Genomic DNA, 16,364 nt, shown 5'->3' on the forward strand with positions numbered 1-16,364 from the left:
ACGCGGTGGGAACTCACGCGCCCCGCTGCGACTTCGCCAGTGCGCCACCGAGTTCCGCGCGCCCGGGGATGCCGAGCTTGCGGTACGCGCCGGACAGGTGCAGCTCCACCGTGCGCCGCGTGAGGTGCAGCGCCGTCGCGATCTCGCGGTTCGTCAGTCCCTGCGCGGCCATCACGGCGATGCGGTTCTCCTGCCGCGTCAAGCCGTGCTCGTTGTCCTTCGCCGGGGTCAGCGCCCGCCGGGCCGACCGCAGTTCCTCCGCCGCGCGCCGGGCGAGCGGACGCGCGCCGCAGTGCTCGCTCAGCTCGACGGCCTGCCGCAGGGTCTCGATGGCCTTTTCGGACTGGCCGTGCCGCGCCTGCAGCGTGCCCAGCTCGGTCAGCGCCGTCGCCAGCTGCAGCCGGGCCGGCGACGAGCGAAGCGTCGTGATCGCCTTCGTCAGCGCGCGTTCGGCTTCGTCGTCCTCGCGCACGAGGCCCAGCGTCGTCAACGCCGTGCCCATCGGCCGCGCCGCGCCCCACCGCGCCGAGGCGTTCATGTCCTCTTCGGCCAGCCGGGCCGCGTCGTCGGCCTGGCCCAGCGCCAACGCCGCCCGCGCCGCGTGCGCGCGCCACGGCACGAACCCCGGGAACCGCATGCCGTGGTGGGCGAGCCGGCGCCCGCAGCTGAGCAGGTCCTCGAACCCGAACCGCGTGTACCCGGTCGCGACGCGCAGGCGGCCGCGCGCGTACAGGAGGTACGTGTGGGTGAACAGGCCCTGGCTCGCGACGAAGTCCATCCGGTCCAGCAGCGACGTCGCCGCCTCGAACCGGCCCAGGTCCACCCAGCACTCGACGAGCTTCGCCGCGCACAGCACGCCGACCGGGCACGTCGTCGTCCCGCCGCGCTCGTCGAAGCGGCGCAGCAGCGACTCGAAGTGGACGCTCGCCCGCTGCAGGTCGCCGCTGGCCTGCAGCGCGATCCCGCGGGCGAGAGTGGGGAGCGCGCCGTGCGGGACGTGCACGTCCCACGGCTCGCGCTCGACGTCGAGGACCCGGCACAGCCGGTCGACGTGCGCCGGCTCGTCGGCGAGCACCGACGTGGCCAGCGTGAAGAAGTAGTGCTGTTCGAAGAGCTCTCCGTCGTCCCCGGTCATCGCGTCCGCGAAGTGCGCGACCGCGTCCTGCGCGGACTCGCCGCTGCGGACGGCGTCGAGCGCCAGCAGCGCCGACCGGCTGCGCCGCGCCGCCGGGTCGGTCAGCGGCGCCCACTGCTCCTCGAAGTCGCGGAACTCCGGCGGCGGGCCGAGCCGGCTGCCGGCCTCGGCGAGGTAGGTCATGCACAGCAGCGGCCAGACGGCGTCCGGCCCGCCGGCGTCGAGCCGCGCGGCGATCTGGCCCGCCGCGCTGATCGCGAGCCGCGCGTCCTGGCCGCCGCACAGCGACAGCAGCATCGCCGACGCGATGAACGCGGCCGTGTCGCGGTTGCCGATCGTGTCGACGGCCTCCCGGACGCGCTGCGCCGCGGCGGGCGGGTCGACCTGGAACTCCGCGTGCGCCAGCTGCAGCAGCACGGCCACCCGTCGCCCCGACGTCAGCCGCTCCTCCAGTGCCCGCCGCAGGTACCGCGCGCCGAGCTCGGACCGGCCGGAGAACACGGCGTTGCGCGCGCTCAGCCGCAGGACGTCGACGCCCCACGGGATCCGGATCGACGTCGCGTCGAGCAGGTGCGCGGCCACCCGCTCGGCCGGCGCGCCGGCCTCCGACAGCAGCTTCGCCGCCCGCGCGTGGTTGACCGCGCGCGTGGTCTTCGGCATGTCCTTGAGGACGGAGTTGCGGACGAACGGGTAGGTCAGCGTCGGCCGGTTGCTGTTGTTCAGCACGTGCAGCCGGACCATGGTGTCGATCGCTTGCAGCGCTTCGAATTCGTCGACGCCGGCGAGCTGGGCCAGCAGGTCGAAGCCGGCGTCCTCGCCGAGGATCGCGGCGGCGTGCAGGATCGCCGGCGCGTGCGGGAACTCCGCCATCCGCGTGTGGAGCACCTGGCCGATCAGCGACGAACCGAGGTCCTTCGGGTCCGCGCCGGGGAGCAGCCGCGGCCGCAGCGCCTGCAGCAGGTACGGGTTGCCGCCGGTCGCCTCGCGGCACGCGGTCGCGAGCTCGCCCGGGGCGAGGCCCAGGATCTCCGCCGCGCCCGCGTCGCCGAGGCCGTTGAGGGTGATCGTCGCCGGCGTGCAGCCCGCCATCTCCAGCAGCGCGACCTCGCGGTGCGGCGGGTGGCCGATCAACGACGTCAGTATGATCAACACCGGCAGGTCGAGCACGCGGTGCCGGATGTAGGCGAGGCACCGCATCGACCAGGCGTCGGCGAGGTGCACGTTGTCGATGCCGAGGAACAGCGGGCCCCGCTCGGTCGCTTCGCGGACGATCCGGAAGAAGCGGTCCAGTGCTTCGCTCTCGCCGGCCGGGCCGCACTCGGCGGGGAGCCGCGCCGAGCCGGGGTCCAGCGCGTCGGCCAGCTGACGGGCGACCCCGCCGGGCAGGTGGCTCTCCAGCCGCGACCCGGTGGCGATCGCGACGGTGAAGCCGGCGTCCGCGGCCAGCGCGGCGGTGGTGTGCAGCGTGGCGCTCTTGCCCATGCCGAACTCGCCGACCAACACCGCGCTCGCCGCCGTGCCGCCGAGCGCGACGGGGAACAGGCTGGTCAGGCGGCCGATCTCGGGCTCGCGGCCGGGGAGCCGCGGGGCGGGGCGCTTCGGTACCGAAGCCCCGCTGACGGGGTGCTCGGGATTTACTTCGGTATCCACCGTAAGGACTTTCATGTTGGGTTGGGGCAGACTACTGGAAACCGGCCCGCCACGGGGGATCCCGCAGGTCACGGCCGGTTCCGGGCACGACCTGAGCAGGGGAGACGATGGACGCAGCGGTTGCGAACCAGGCTCTCGCGGTGGCCGGCCGGGCAGCGCGGGCGACCATCGAAGTCGCCCCGAGCGCGAGCAGCAGGAGCGCGCCGGCGGCCATCCCCCGTCGGCGCGAGAACCCACCCGCCTTCCGGTGCCGGGCCGCGCCACCGCTCGGCGCCGGGTAACCGGCGTCAGGCTGCCGGACGGTGCCGTCGGGCGCCAGGTCGCCATCGGTGGAGGAGCCACCGAGTGCCGGGAAGCCGGCACCGGGGGAGCCGCCGGAACCCGGAGCCCCGCCGCCGGGGGAACCGCCACCCGGTAGGTATCCGAGCCGGACCGCCGCTTCGAGGGCCTCGGCCACCGGGTGGAGCTCCGCCAGGAGGTCGCGGCAGCGGGGACACCCGCGCAGGTGGGTTTCGAACTCTTCCGCGTCGTCGAGAACGCCCAGTTGGTAGGCCGCCGCGGCCCGGTGCTCCGCTCTCATCCGACCGCCGCTTCCCCGAGCGCTTTCCGCAATTGCCGCATCGCCGTGTACAACCGCGATTTGACGGTTCCCTCGGGAATTCCCAGAATTGTCGCCGCCTGCCGGACCGTGTTTCCGGCGAGGTAAGTCTCGACGATGACGGCCTGATATTTCTCATCCAGTTCCGACAATGCCCGGCCAATCGTTAGTGCGGCTAACGAACTGTCCGTGCGGTCGGTGGATTCGGCGTTTTCCGGGATCTCCAGAGCGACCTCCTGCGGGCGGACCCGGCGATTTCGCCAGCCGTCGATGACGATCCGGCGCGCCACCGTGAGCAGCCAGCCGCGCAGCATTCCGGGCTCGCGTTCGAGCGTGCCGGAGTGCTGCCACGCCCGGATCATGGTCTCCTGCACGACATCCTCGGTCCACTGCCGGTCATGGTTGGTCAGGGCCAGTACCTGCGCGAACAGGGTGGCGCGGAAGTCCTTGTAGAGCAGCGGGACGAGGTCGTCTCCCGCGTCGGGGCGCGCTTCGACCGCAGTCGCGGACGGGGCTAGGCCGACGTGGCCGCGACTTTCTCTGCCCGGTGCTTCCATAAAGCTCGCAACCTCACCTGACTGGCGGACCGTGGGGCCTTCGGAGCGTAGCGCACAAACACTTAATAGGCCATATGCATTAGTTTTCGTGCCCCCATTAGCGGTGGCCATAACCGGACTGGTTCAAATTCTGTCCTGTGACGCACGTCACAGTCACTAAAAGGTGACGGCGACAACCGCTTCACGCCTTTTCTCCGTAACCCCCAGTGAGGACTACTTCGCGAAGGGACAACGGATGCCGTTCCGATTCGTGGCCTTGTTCGCCGCCACGACCGCGCTCGTGCTCGGCTGCGTTCTCCCCGCTTCCGCCGGAGAGCTGCAGCAGACCGACCGCACCCTGCTGACGCGCCTGAAGCAGCACGCGCTGTGGGCGACGCCGGCGAGCAGGCAGGCCGCCGAGCGCGCCACCAACCGGCGCGTCCGCGCGGTCGCCGTCCGCATCGCCGACGACCAGGCCCGCCTCGGCGTCGCCCTGCGCGCGGTCGCCGACCGGCTCGCCGTCACCCTCCCGTCCGAACCGACCGAGCAGGAACGCGCCTGGGCGGGCGAACTCGCGGCGGACTCGGGCGACGCGTTCGACCACGCCTACGTCAACCGCCTCCGCGCCGAGTACGGCACCCTCTTCTCCCTCGCCTCCGCCGTCCGCGCCGGCACCCGCGACGACGACGTCCGCGCGTTCGCCCAGACCGCCGTCGACACCTCGCTCGGCCACCTGACGCTGCTCGAAAGCACCGGGCTCGCCGAAACCACTTCCCTGCTCGTCTCCGCCACCGAGGACGACACCCTCGGCGGCGGGGACGTCGCACTCGGAGCCGGCTTCGTGGCCGTCGCCGCCGTCGCCACGTTCGGCCTGCTCCGCCTGCTCGGAACCCCCGGCAGGACCCCGCCGCGCACCCGGAGGTAAGCCCGTCCATGTCCCCGACCGCCGCGCTGCTCCCGGTGTCGCCGCACGACACCGGGATCGCCGAGGCCGCCGCGCTCTCCGGCCGTCTCACCTACCTCTGCATGTGCCTCACGCTGTGCTGGGGCGTCCTCGCCGCGACCGGCTGGGTCCGCCGGTTCAGCGGCCGGGACGCGCTGCGCGCCGGCCACGGCCTGCTCGCCGCGTTCACCCTCGCCACCGGCACCGTGCACGGGCTGACGTTCCTCTTCCTCGAGGACGACCCCTTCGGCGTCGCCGACCTCCTGCTGCCCTTCTACGACGGCTCGCCGCGGCACGCGCTCGGCATCGCGGGCCTCGAGCTCGTCGTCGCCGTGTCGGTCACCGCGGGCCTGCGCCGCGCCCGCGAAGGCCGGTGGCTGCGCTTCCACCAGGCCGGCTACCTCGCCATCGGCCTGCTCGCGGTGCACGCGTGGCTCGGTGCCGTCTCGAGCGGGCACCTGGCGACCGTCTGGCTCGCCGGGATCACGCTGCTCGTCCCGCCGGTGCTGCTGTCGGCGCTGCGGGTGCTGCCCGAGGGCGTGCTCGTCCGGGCCGGGTTGATCGAACCCGAGCCCGAGGTCGCCGCGCTGCGCGTCGACGTCGACAACGACCGCTGCCACTCCTACGGCGTCTGCCAGTCCGAGGCGCCCGGGGTCTTCCAGCTCGGCCACGACGGCCGGCTCGAGTACGAGAAACGGCCCGGTGCCGGGGAAACACCGAACGTCCGCGCGGCCGCGCGCGCCTGTCCGACGAGAGCCATCCACGTGTTGGGAGCCACCCGATGAGCGAACGCATCGTCATCGCCGGAGCCGGTCTCGCCGGCCTGCGCGCCGCCGAACGGCTGCGCGAACTCGGGTTCGACGGCGAAGTCGTCGTCCTCGGCGCCGAGCCCGACATCGCCTACCACCGCCCGGCGCTGTCCAAGAGCCTGCTGACCGGCGCGGTCAGCCGCGCGCAGACGCTGCTCGCCGACCCCCTGGAAGTCGACGCGGAGTGGTACTTCGACAGCCCGGTCACCGCGCTGTCGCCCAACCGCCAGGTCGTGCACCTGCGCGACGAGGAGGTCCGCTACGACGGCCTGATCATCGCCACCGGCGTCGAACCCCGCCGCCTGCCCGGCGCGCCGCACGGCCACCCGCGGGTCGTCGTCGTCCGGACCCTGTCCGACACGACGGCGCTGCAGCGCGCGCTGGCCACCAGCGGCGGCCCGGTGGCGGTCGTCGGGGACGGCTTCATCGGCTGCGAGGTCGCCTCCAGCCTGCGCGAGATGAACCGCGAGGTGGTCCTGATCGGCCGGGCGCGGGCGCTGATGGCCGACGTCCTCGGCCCCGACATCGGCGACTGGCTCACCGCGCTGCACGCCGCCCGCGGCGTCCGGCTGGAGCTCGGGACCACGATCCGCCGGTGGCGTCCCGGAACGACGTCGGTCGGCCTGGAGTTCGCCGACGGGCGGGCGATCGACGTCGCGTGCGTCGTGGTCGCCGTCGGCAGCGTGCCGGCGGTGTCGTGGCTGCGCGGGGCGAAGCTGCCGCTCGACGACGGCGTCGTCTGCGGGCCGACGTGCCACGTGCTGGGGTCGGACACGATCGTCGCGGCGGGGGACGTCGCCCGCTGGCCGAACTTCCGCTACGACGCGACGCCCCGGCGTGACGAGCACTGGCTCAACGCGGTGGAGATGAGCCGCGCGGCGGCGGAGAACCTGCTGGCCGGGCCGGCGGGGTCGCCGGCGTACACGCCGGTGCCGCGGTACTGGTCGGAGCAGCACGGCGTCCGCATCCAGGTCGCCGGCCGGCCGATGCTCGGGACGGACACGGTGCTGCTGGAGTCCCCGGTCCCGGGAACGCGGCCGATCACGGGCTTCGTCCGCGACGGGCGGTTGATCGGGCTGATCGGCCTCGACAGCCCGGCGGCGGTGCTGCACTGGACGGCGGAGCTGGCCCGCCAGCACCCGGCGCCGGCGGTCGTGCCGCCGCAGCGTCCCCCGGAACTCGACCGGCCCCGCCACCACAGCCGGGCCGTGGCCGGGTACTGAACCGGCATGGACGACTCGTTCAGGTCGTCCGGCGCCAGGCTTCCGGCAAAGTCAGGTCAGCGCGGCCGATCCGGTCGCCCGCACGTCATGAACGGGTCGTTCATCTCGTCAGACGACATGAACGACCCTTTCATGGCATCACCGCGACGCCGGGCAGACCGACGGCCTGGGCTACCATCCTCACCGCGGACGAGCAGGCAGGGCGGCCGCGGGCCGGGGTGACCCGGCCCGAGGAAAGTCCGGACTCCGCAGGGCAGGGTGGTTGCTAACGGCAACCCGGGGCGACCCGCGGGAAAGTGCCACAGAAAACAGACCGCCACGGCCCGCGAGGGCCGGGGTAAGGGTGAAACGGTGGTGTAAGAGACCACCAGCGTCCCGGGTGACCGGGGCGGCTGGGTAAACCCCACCCGGAGCAAGGCCAAGAGGAAGCCCCCGGGCTTCTGCGCAGGCGTTCGAGGACGGCCCGTCCGAGCCTGCGGGTAGGCCGCTGGAGCCTGCCGGCGACGGCAGGCCGAGATGGATGGCCGCCGCCCCGCGAGCCGCGAGGCGACCGGGGAACAGGATCCGGCTTACATGCCGGCTCGTCCGCCCCAAGCGCTGGCGGGGACGTTCGTCGCGACGAACGTCCCCTTCGGCCTGTCCCCGGGTGGTTACCCGGTAGTAGGGTGCGCCCATGGCGGGTGACGAGAAGCGGTTCAAGTCGGCGTTCGACTCCTTGCACGCTCTGGCGTACTTCGCGCCCGAGGTGGACCAGGCCCTCACCGGCATCGGGCTGCGGCCCGGCCGGATGCCGTACTTCGCGAGCCGGTCCGCGGCCATGGGCGCCGTCGGGCCCGAGGTCGTCGCCGCCACCTTCTACAACTTCAACCCCGAGGTCGTCGCGCGCGTGATCCCGCGCGCCTGGACCCTCGCGACGCCGGAGCAGATCCTCGCCGCGCGGCTCGACGGCGTCGACCAGGCCCTGACCCGGCTCATCGGCGAGGACGAGATCAAGAGCGACCAGGTCGTCGAGGCCGCCGAGCTGGCCCGCGAGGCGACCGCCGGGTGCGCCGTCGAAGGCCGGCCGCTCTACGCCGCCCACGCCGGGCTGGACTGGCCGGAGCCGCCGCACCTCGCGCTCTGGCACGCCATCACGCTGCTGCGCGAGCACCGCGGCGACGGCCACATCGCAGCCCTCCTCCTCAACGGCCTGAGCGGCGTCGAAGCGCTCGTCACGCACGTGGCCACCGGCGTCGGCTTCACGGTCGACGCGGCCAAGCTGACGCGCGGCTGGAGCGACGAGCAGTGGGCCGCCGCCCAGCAGCGCCTGCGCGACCGCGGCCTCCTCGACGGCGAAGGTGCCTTGACCGATGAAGGCGTCGCTGTCCGTGATCGCGTCGAAGCGGCCACCGAGGCCGCCGCGCGCGGGCCGTGGGACCACCTCGGGGCGGAGAAGCTGGCCCGGCTGGAGGAGCTCGGCCGGGACCTCACCCGCCGCGTGGTTGCCGCCGGCGCGTTCCCGAAGGGCGTTTTCGCCCAGCGCCGCGCCTGAGTGCGAAGATCACGCTATGTAGTGAAAAGCGTGTGAGGTTTTGAGCGCCGTGTGACGGACAACTCGGAGCACCAAGATCGACATGGCCGCCGACCGGCCGAAGGATGGTCACAGAGCGGACTCGGGCGACGGGGCCGTTCGGGTCATGTCACACTGTTCCAGGCCGCACAACGGCCACGGCGCCAGTACCCACAGTGAGCAAATTCCGGGCAATGGGGTGAGTTCGTCAGCACACTGAGAATGATGGGTGCCCGGGCTTTAACCCGAGGGCCCTTGCCGCGATGATGGTGGGCGTGGAGTTTTCGTGTGCCCTGCCCGCCACACCGGTTGACAAGCCAGCCGTCATCTACGCAGCGCGCTTTGACCACTACCCCTCGTAGCCCCCATTATGTTCGAAGCACCGCCTGAGCCACAGCCGCGCGGGCCCCACCGCGCACCGGGAGTATCGCGATGATGACCTTGACCACCCTCGACACGCTGGCCGCCGGCGGCGAACTGGGCACGGGCAACGTGCGCCAGTGGCTGCTCGACAACATCATCCCCCTCGTGCTGCTCGCCGTGGCCCTCCTGCTCCTCTGGCTGGGCGGCGGCAAGGGCGACAACGCCGGTGTCATGCGCCGGCTCGCCGGCGTGGTCATCGCGCTCGCCATCATCGGACTCGCGGTCAGCGGCGCGGGCGTGAACGTGGGCCAGTGGATCGCCGGCCTGTTCACCGGCTGAGGCGGCGGCGTGCGGATCAGGACTGATGACGAGGTCTACCGGGTCGACGCCGTGTGGCTCGGCCCGCCGAAAGCGACTTTTCCCTGGAGAGCCCGCTACGTCGCGTGGCTCATCGGCATCCCCGCGTTCTTCGTCGTCCTCGGCATCGAACGCTGGGCGGGGTGGAGCTTCGGGTTCTTCTCGACGGCTTGGGCGTTCGTCGCCACCATCGTGATCACGCGGCTGCTCACCGCCAAGATCAGCCACGAGCGCCCGCTGGGCACCGTGGTCGCGATGGCCGGGCGCGAGCTCAACACCCCCAGAGAGGTGACCACGGGCACGGGGGGCGCGGTCAGCGCCAGCCGCGTCCGGGTACGGGCCGAGCGCCCGCTGCCGAAGCACAAGCGGAGGCGGCAGTACCAGCACCACGGCGGGCCGCCGCGGGCGGAGTTCACCCAGGGAACACCACGAGCGCGCCGGAGCCGCGGCAACGCGGCTCCGGCCGGGAGGTAGTCGTTGTTCGGTCGCGGCGGTAGCCGAGGAAAACGGGGTCGGGAGACGCACTCGGGCGCATGGCAACCGCCCGAGCAGGTCCGCGCGCCGCGGAACGGTTCGGGAGGCGGCAAGAGCAGCCGTCGCCTGACCGGCGAGCAGGCGATCCCCGCGTATACCCCCTCGATCGCGGTGCGAAGCATCGACGGGCACCTCGTCCGCACGGGGTACGAGGTCTACGCCTGGTACCGGCTGGCGCCGCAGCGCTGGTCGTTCCGGTCGGACTCGCAGCGGCGCGACCTCGTCGCGGCCATCGCCGGCCAGTACGCCGAACTGCAGGGGCGCTGGCTGCACCTGCGCGTGACGAACCGGCCGTACCCGATCCGGATGTGGGCCGAGGCGCACGTCTACAACGCGCACGGCCGCCCCAACGACGTCCCGGGCGCGCTGTCGTTCGACGACTACCTGATCGGCGAGCAGCAGCAGCTGATGGGCCGCTCGATGGCCGAAAAAGAGGTCTACCTGGGCGTCCAGGTGCAGACCCGGCGGATGGTCGACCGCGCGGTCGAACGAGCCGCGCCCGTGTTGCGCAAGATCCTGCCCGAGGCCGTCGACGCCGAGCTGACCGCGCTGGACTCCGAGGTCGAGCACCTCGACCAGGTCATCGGCAGCGCCGGGCTGGAAGGCCGGCCGGTGCACGCCGAGGAGATGTCCTGGCTGATGCACCGCTCGTGCTCGCTCGGCCTGCCCGCGCCGCGGAACATGCCCGCGGTGCCGGGCGCGGCCTGGGAGCCCGAAGACCTGGCCAGCTTCACCGACGCCGCCGACTACTACGCCGACCCGTACGCGCCGACGGTCACCGTCCGCGGCCGCACCGGCTCCAACGCCGGCGTCTCGCGGCACCTGGCGGTGCTGACCGTCGGGCAGATGCACGGCCTGCAGATCCCCGAGGTCGACGACCCGTGGATCCAGCACGCCGACCGCCTGCCGGCCGCGGTCGAGGTGTCCGCGCGCATCTACGTCCGGCGCCCCGAGGAAGTGGCCGGGGAGCTCCAACGGCAGATGAACAAGGTGCGCTCGCAGGTCAAGCACTACACCGACGAGCACGAGCTGGAACCACCGCAGTCGCTGTCGCGGCAGGCCGGGCGGGTGCTGGAGATCGACGACGAGATGACGTCGGGCTTCACCGCGCTGGCCACCCGCGTGCGGTCGTGGTGGCGGCTGGCGGTGTCGGGTCCGACCGAGCGCGACGCGCTGCGCCTGGCCCAGCAGCTGCTCGACCTCTACAAGCCGAAGATCGCCATCGAGCACCCCGAGGCCCAGTACGCGCTGGCGCGGGAGTTCATCCCGGGCGAGCCGCTGGCCTCGGCGGCGTACATGCGCCGCGGGTCGGTGGTCTGGGCGTCCTCGGCGGTCCCGACGGCGACGGCGGAGGTCGGCGACCGCCGCGGCATCCTGCTCGGCGAGACGTGCACGGCCACGCGGCGCCCGGTGGCCTGGGACCCCTGGATGGCCCAGGAGATCCGCGACGGCTCCGGCCTGACGGCCATGGTGGCGGGCCTGGGTGGTGGTAAGTCGTTCCTCGGCGGTGGCATCGTCTACAAGACGCTGCGCGCGGGGGCGAACTGGACGATCCTCGACCCGTCCGGCCCGCTGTCGCGGCTGTGCGACCTGCCGGAGCTGCGCCCGTACGCGCGGCCGATCAACCTGCTCAACGCCCAGCCGGGGATCCTGAACCCGTACCGGGTGGTCGCCGAGCCGCTGATCGAGCACTTCATGGACGAGGACGACCCCGAGCGCTCCTGGCGCCGCGAGAAGGCGCTGGCGGGCGCGACGCGACGGCGTCTGGTGCTGGACGTCCTGACGGGTGTCCTGCCGTACGAGGTCTCGCGGATGGCCCAGACGCGGATCGTGCTGCTGCGCGCGGTGCGAGCCGTCGGTGGCCGTTTCGACGCGGATCCCGGCCAGGTGATCGATGCGCTCCGGCGGGATTCGTCGGAACACCACGAGCACGCGGGCGTCGTCGCGGACTTCCTCGACGAGATGCGCGAGCGGATGGCGCTGCTGATCCCGGAGACGGACGCGGACCCGTACTCCGAGACGCGCGACGACCGGCTGACGGTTCTGACGATGGCCGGGCTGACGCTGCCCAAGGACGGCGTCCCCCGCGAGTACTGGACGGACGCGGAGTCCCTCGGCGTCGAGATGCTGAACCTGGCGGCGTGGCTGACCCAGCGGTCGGTGTACGAGAAGCCGAAGGAGATGCGCAAGGGCGTCTGGATCGACGAGGCGTTCTTCCTGTCCGAGGTCCCGACCGGGCGCGTCCTGATGAACCGCTTCGCGCGTGACTCGCGGAAGTGGAACGTCCGGGTGCTGCTGTCCTCGCAGATCCCGGCGGACTTCTTGAAGATCCAGGGTTTCGTGGCCCTGCTGGACTCGGTGTTCGTGGGTCGCTTGGACGACGACGACGCCCAGGCCGACGCGTTGCGGCTGCTGAAGGTCCCGGTCGGCGTGGGGTACGAGCAGGTCGTGGCGGCGTTGGGCCGTCGTCCGGGTTCGCAGCGAAGCGGGCTGGAGCGGGACGTGGAGCCCCGCCAGTTCATCTTCGGCGACGGCGCGGGCGGCGTGGAGCGCATCCGCGTCGACTTCTCCGGGCCGCACCTGGACCACCTGCGGGCGGTCATGGACACGACCCCGGGTTCCAAGGACGCGGCGCCTTCGCGCCGGCCGGGGAACGAGCTGGCGCTGCCGGCGGAGGAGAAGAAGCCGTACGTCGCGGTCCCGCCGGAGGACGACATCGAGCTGGAGCAGGACTTCGAGCTGGCGGCGGAACTGGAGGTCGGCCTGGCCGACGAGAACCTCCTGGGCGCGCCCGACCCATTGGCGTCCGAAACGGGCGAAGTGGAGGGCGGGGTGTCCGCCAACGGCAACGGCAACGGCGGGCAGCAGCACGCCCGCACGGGCGGAAAGGGCGGCACCGGCCGGGACGCCGCATGAACACCGTGCTGACGCTGGCGGTCCTGCTGACGTTGGCCGCAGGGTGGCACTCGCTCAAGCGGCGGATCAAGGAAGGTCCGCGGCCGGGCCGGCGCACGCCGGGCCGCAAGGCGACGATGTTCGCCGTCATGCTCGTGCTCGGCCTGCAGGCGATCGCGACCGCCCCGGCGGCGAGCGCGGCGGCCTGTGGTGAAGCACCCAACCCCGAACGCCCCGGCGCGGGCATGGTCGGCGCGATCGACCCGGCCGAAGGCCACGGTGAGGCGGGCAGCGCGTACGTCGACTACAGCTACGCCGGGCTCGTCTGGAACACCTTCGAGACGAACTGCAGCGGGCTGAACCTGACCCCGGCGGGCTCCACTTTGGACACCTGGGGCGGCAACCAGCTCTTCAACCTGGGCAAGAACATCGTCGGCGCGACGAACTCGCTGCACTACACCGTGCTCGAGGGTGGGCTGCTCAACCCGTTGTACAGCGCGGTGAAGTCCGGCGCGGAGAAGGTCTACAACAACATCTACGCCCAGCTGTTCGGGCTGGTCGCGCTCGTCATGTCGATCATGCTGTTCCGCAACATCTGGCGCGGCGACCTCGCCGCGGTCAGCAAACGGGCGCTGTACGCGCTGGCGGGTGTGTGGCTGGCGGCGTCGTCGCTGGCGATGTTGCGGTACTTCGACCCGATCGACAAGGCGATCGTCCAGACCACGACGAACATCCAAGCCGGCTTCGTCGACGACGCGGACAACCGCGTCATCCGGCACGTGCTGCCGACGAGCCTGCACAACGAGGTCGTCTACAAGAACTGGATCCGCGGGGAGTTCGGTTCGCCGACCGCCCCGCAGGCCGATCAGTTCGGGCGCCCGTTGCTGGACGCGCAGGCGTTCACGTGGGCGCAGCTGCGCAACGGAGACGACGGCAACCAGGCCGTCATCGACGGCAAGAAGAACGCCTACAAGGACATCTCCACCAAGCTGGGCCCCGCCACCGGCTACTTCACCGGCGAAGCGGGCGGCCGCACGGGCGCGGGCTTCCTGTCCCTCGGCCAAGCCCTCGTCTACTCCCTCTTCCAGCTCCTGGCCAAGGCAAGCGTTCTCCTCGCCCAGGTCCTCATCCGCCTCTTCGCCCTGACCGCCCCGCTGATCGGGCTCATCGCCCTGCTGCACCCGGAAATCCTCCGCCGCGTCCTCAAGGTCGCCGGCGGCGTCGCGTTCAACCTCGTCGTGCTCTCGGTCCTCGCCGGCGTGCACGCCCTGCTGCTGCAAGCCATCTTCGACGCCGGGAACTCGCTCAACATGCTCACGCAGATGGTCCTCGCCGGGCTCATCACCGTGCTGCTGTTCATGGTCGGACGGCCGGTGCGCCGCCTGTGGCAGATGGTCGAGATGTCGGTCAGCATGGTCGGCGCCGCCGTGCCGTCGCCGGGCGGTGGGATCTTCTCGCGGTTCCGGCGCACCAAGAACGGCCCGACGCCGCAGGACGAGTTCTGGCAGACCGTGCGCGACACCGACGACGTCGTCGACGGCGAGCAGCGCGGCCCGCTCGGCGCCACCGCGGGTGGCGGCCGGTTCCGGCCCGAAGCCACGATCTTCGCCAACGCCCAGCGCCTCGACAACGGCTCGGGCGCGTCCCGCCCGGCCGCGGCGTGGTCGGGCGCGTGGCCGGGAGCCGTCGGCGGCGGGGGTTCCGCGGGCGCGCTGCCCGCCGGCGGCCGCCCCGGCGCCCCGGTGTTCGGCCAGTACAACCCGGCCAACGGCGACGGCGGAGACTACGTCGTCGTCGGCGCCGGCGGTCGGCCGACCACGCGCGAGGAAAGCCGGCGCGTCGACACCTCGCCGGTCGCCGACCGGCGCTGGAACGACGAGCCCGAACCCGTTGTGGTGCCGTCCGACCTGCGCACGCCGGAGTCCGGCTTCAGCGACTACACGCCGCAGGACGTGCCGCGGACGCCGGGCGTCCGGGCGCAACCCCGGCGCGTCGACCCCGAAGTCGTCGCGGGCAAGCCGGTCTTCGTGCTGTACCGGCCGTCGCGCGGCATCGAAGTCCGCGAAGAGCCGCGGGACACCGACCAAGTCATGGGGCGGTGACCGATGCCGATCCGCACCAACCGCGGCCGCGCCGCGGTCTACCGCCGCCTGTGGGGCTGGCCGCTGCGCTCGCCGCGCCACCTGATGGGGACGCTGGTGGTCCTGGCGATCCTGGTCACCGCGCTCGGCATCGTGCTGCCGAAGGTGGTCGGCAAGCCGCAGGCCAAGGCGTCGCCCACGACCGGCCCGACGACGTCCGTCACGACGACCCCGCCGGGCGTCGCGGCGCCGGTCCCGACGGCGAACCTGCCGACGCGGCTGTCCGCGCCGCTCGCGACCCCGACCACCGCCGCGCCGAACGGGGACGCCGTCCGCGTCGCCAAGGAGTGGGCCGCGGCGTGGGTCAACCACCCCGCCGGCATCACCTCCGAGCAGTGGCTGGCGCAGCTGAAGCCGTTCACCACCGAGGAGTACCTGCCGGTGATGGCGTCGGTCGACCCGGCGAACATCCCGGCCACCAAGGTCACCGGTGAGCCGGTCGTCGGGACGTCGTACACCAGCTCGGTGCAGCTGACGATCCCGACGGACGGGCCGAAGCTCGCCATCACGGTCGTCAGCACCAACGCCGGCTGGCGCGTCGCCGACTACGACCAGGCGAGCTGACCGTGCGGCGGCTGGGGTTGTGGCTGGGGCTGGTCGTATTCGTCGCGATCGGCGCCCTCATCGTCACCGCCGTCGCCGCCAAGGTGGTCATCGACAACCAGCAGGCGCAGGCCAGGGGCGTGTCGCTGATGAGCTGCGACGCCTCGGTCGGGCCGACCCAGCCCGGCCAGGGCGAGCGCGGCACGGTCGACGCGTCGAAGCTCGACGACGAGCAGAAGGGGACCGTCGCGCTGATCATCTCGGTCGGCAAGCAGCGGTCCCTGGCGCCGCGCGCGTGGCAGGTCGCGATCCAGGCCGGGATGACCGAGTCCGGGCTGCACAACCTCACCTACGGCGACCGCGACTCCCAGGGCATCTTCCAGATGCGCCCGTCGATGGGCTGGGGGACGGTGTCGCAGGTCACCGACCCGACGTACGCGGTCAACAAGTTCTACGACGTGCTGCTCGCGGTGCCGGACTGGGAGAACAAGCGGCCCGGCGACGCGGCGCAGGCCGTCGAGCGCTCGGGTTTCCCGGACCGGTACCACAAGTGGGAGCCGATGGCGGCGACGCTGGTGGAGAACGTCGGCCAGGTCGTCGACGTCGTCGCCTGCGGCACCGGCCTCGGCCAGCTGCTGCCGCCGAGCCAGGCCGCCGGCAAGGCGATCAGCTTCGCGCTGGGCGAACAGGGCAAGCCGTACGTGTGGGGCGCCACCGGCCCGAATTCGTACGACTGCTCGGGCCTGATGCTGCGGGCGTACGAGTCGGCCGGGATCATCCTGCCCCGGGTTTCGCGCGACCAGTACCACGCGGGAGCGCTGCTGCCGGTGCGGGAGGCGCAGCCCGGTGACCTCATCTTCCTGGCCAACGACCCGTCGAACCCGGACACGATCCACCACGTGATGATGTTCCTTGGCGACGGCAAGGTCGTCGAGGCCCAGCAGACCGGCGTGCCGGTGCACACGCGTTCGTTCTCGTTCGACGAGGCCGAAGTCGTACCGCAGGCGGTCCGGCCCGGCGTTTAGCATGGGTTGAGGGCCCTCGACCCGAACGGGGCCGGCCGATTCACCCGACGTCGCGGCCGCTTC

The 16,364-nt window shown here is 72.3% G+C and carries 13 protein-coding genes and 1 other RNA gene; 11 read left to right on the plus strand and 3 right to left on the minus strand.

Annotated elements, in window-relative coordinates:
- Nucleotides 1-13 precede the first annotated feature (13 nt).
- The 3 genes from ABFJ78_RS31060 to ABFJ78_RS31070 are packed head-to-tail and all read right to left on the minus strand — an operon-like array spanning nt 14 to nt 3,940.
- A complete protein-coding gene (locus ABFJ78_RS31060) occupies nt 14-2,785 on the minus strand; it encodes an AAA family ATPase (RefSeq protein ID WP_436390103.1) in 2,772 nt (923 codons plus the stop codon).
- 31 nt (nt 2,786-2,816) lie between these two features.
- Nucleotides 2,817-3,365: a hypothetical protein gene (locus tag ABFJ78_RS31065; protein ID WP_436390104.1), complete on the minus strand. Its 549-nt coding sequence runs from the start codon at nt 3,363-3,365 to the stop codon at nt 2,817-2,819.
- Nucleotides 3,362-3,940: a sigma-70 family RNA polymerase sigma factor gene (locus ABFJ78_RS31070; RefSeq protein ID WP_436390105.1), complete on the minus strand. Its 579-nt coding sequence runs from the start codon at nt 3,938-3,940 to the stop codon at nt 3,362-3,364. The genes ABFJ78_RS31065 and ABFJ78_RS31070 overlap by 4 nt, the downstream gene beginning before the upstream one ends.
- Before the next feature lie 235 nt (nt 3,941-4,175).
- Here ABFJ78_RS31070 and ABFJ78_RS31075 point away from each other — a divergent pair, with 235 nt between their 5' ends.
- The 11 genes from ABFJ78_RS31075 (at nt 4,176) to ABFJ78_RS31125 (ending at nt 16,301) form a co-directional block, all read left to right on the plus strand.
- The gene (locus ABFJ78_RS31075; protein ID WP_436390106.1) at nt 4,176-4,844 is read left to right on the plus strand and encodes a DUF4142 domain-containing protein; all 669 of its coding nucleotides are present in this window, start codon (nt 4,176-4,178) and stop codon (nt 4,842-4,844) included.
- Between the two features lie 8 nt (nt 4,845-4,852).
- On the plus strand, nt 4,853-5,647 hold the full coding sequence (locus tag ABFJ78_RS31080; RefSeq protein ID WP_436390107.1) for a ferredoxin: 795 nt from the start codon (nt 4,853-4,855) through the stop codon (nt 5,645-5,647).
- Nucleotides 5,644-6,894, plus strand: a complete 1,251-nt coding sequence (locus tag ABFJ78_RS31085; protein WP_436390108.1) for an NAD(P)/FAD-dependent oxidoreductase — start codon at nt 5,644-5,646, stop codon at nt 6,892-6,894. The genes ABFJ78_RS31080 and ABFJ78_RS31085 overlap by 4 nt, the downstream gene beginning before the upstream one ends.
- Before the next feature lie 190 nt (nt 6,895-7,084).
- Nucleotides 7,085-7,482: RNase P RNA component class A (gene rnpB / locus ABFJ78_RS31090), an RNA gene on the plus strand.
- An 85-nt stretch (nt 7,483-7,567) separates the two neighbouring features.
- Nucleotides 7,568-8,425: an SCO6745 family protein gene (locus tag ABFJ78_RS31095; RefSeq protein ID WP_436390109.1), complete on the plus strand. Its 858-nt coding sequence runs from the start codon at nt 7,568-7,570 to the stop codon at nt 8,423-8,425.
- A gap of 450 nt (nt 8,426-8,875) precedes the next feature.
- Nucleotides 8,876-9,145, plus strand: a complete 270-nt coding sequence (locus tag ABFJ78_RS31100; RefSeq protein ID WP_364463711.1) for a hypothetical protein — start codon at nt 8,876-8,878, stop codon at nt 9,143-9,145.
- 9 nt (nt 9,146-9,154) lie between these two features.
- Entirely contained in the window at nt 9,155-9,637 is a 483-nt protein-coding gene (locus tag ABFJ78_RS31105; RefSeq protein WP_436390110.1) for a hypothetical protein, read from the plus strand.
- Nucleotides 9,638-9,640: 3 nt separating this feature from the next.
- The gene (locus ABFJ78_RS31110; RefSeq protein ID WP_436390111.1) at nt 9,641-12,613 is read left to right on the plus strand and encodes an ATP-binding protein; all 2,973 of its coding nucleotides are present in this window, start codon (nt 9,641-9,643) and stop codon (nt 12,611-12,613) included.
- Nucleotides 12,610-14,694, plus strand: a complete 2,085-nt coding sequence (locus tag ABFJ78_RS31115; protein ID WP_436390112.1) for a magnesium transporter — start codon at nt 12,610-12,612, stop codon at nt 14,692-14,694. Before ABFJ78_RS31110 ends, ABFJ78_RS31115 begins: the two co-directional genes overlap by 4 nt.
- Before the next feature lie 3 nt (nt 14,695-14,697).
- Entirely contained in the window at nt 14,698-15,297 is a 600-nt protein-coding gene (locus ABFJ78_RS31120; RefSeq protein ID WP_436390113.1) for a hypothetical protein, read from the plus strand.
- 2 nt (nt 15,298-15,299) lie between these two features.
- Entirely contained in the window at nt 15,300-16,301 is a 1,002-nt protein-coding gene (locus ABFJ78_RS31125) for a C40 family peptidase (protein WP_436390114.1), read from the plus strand.
- Nucleotides 16,302-16,364: the final 63 nt, after the last annotated feature.

This window comes from Amycolatopsis sp. MEPSY49 (genome assembly GCF_051337345.1).
In the GTDB taxonomy this organism is placed as follows: Bacteria; Actinomycetota; Actinomycetes; order Mycobacteriales; family Pseudonocardiaceae; genus Amycolatopsis.

What these genes read in the sequence shown, in the direction of transcription:
- ABFJ78_RS31065 (WP_436390104.1), bottom strand. Translation starts at nt 3,365, where the DNA reads ATGAGAGCGGAGCACCGGGCCGCGGCGGCCTACCAACTGGGCGTTCTC.
- ABFJ78_RS31070 (WP_436390105.1), bottom strand. Translation starts at nt 3,940, where the DNA reads ATGGAAGCACCGGGCAGAGAAAGTCGCGGCCACGTCGGCCTAGCCCCG.
- ABFJ78_RS31075 (WP_436390106.1), top strand. Translation starts at nt 4,176, where the DNA reads ATGCCGTTCCGATTCGTGGCCTTGTTCGCCGCCACGACCGCGCTCGTG.
- ABFJ78_RS31080 (WP_436390107.1), top strand. Translation starts at nt 4,853, where the DNA reads ATGTCCCCGACCGCCGCGCTGCTCCCGGTGTCGCCGCACGACACCGGG.
- ABFJ78_RS31085 (WP_436390108.1), top strand. Translation starts at nt 5,644, where the DNA reads ATGAGCGAACGCATCGTCATCGCCGGAGCCGGTCTCGCCGGCCTGCGC.
- ABFJ78_RS31095 (WP_436390109.1), top strand. Translation starts at nt 7,568, where the DNA reads ATGGCGGGTGACGAGAAGCGGTTCAAGTCGGCGTTCGACTCCTTGCAC.
- ABFJ78_RS31100 (WP_364463711.1), top strand. Translation starts at nt 8,876, where the DNA reads ATGATGACCTTGACCACCCTCGACACGCTGGCCGCCGGCGGCGAACTG.
- ABFJ78_RS31115 (WP_436390112.1), top strand. Translation starts at nt 12,610, where the DNA reads ATGAACACCGTGCTGACGCTGGCGGTCCTGCTGACGTTGGCCGCAGGG.
- ABFJ78_RS31120 (WP_436390113.1), top strand. Translation starts at nt 14,698, where the DNA reads ATGCCGATCCGCACCAACCGCGGCCGCGCCGCGGTCTACCGCCGCCTG.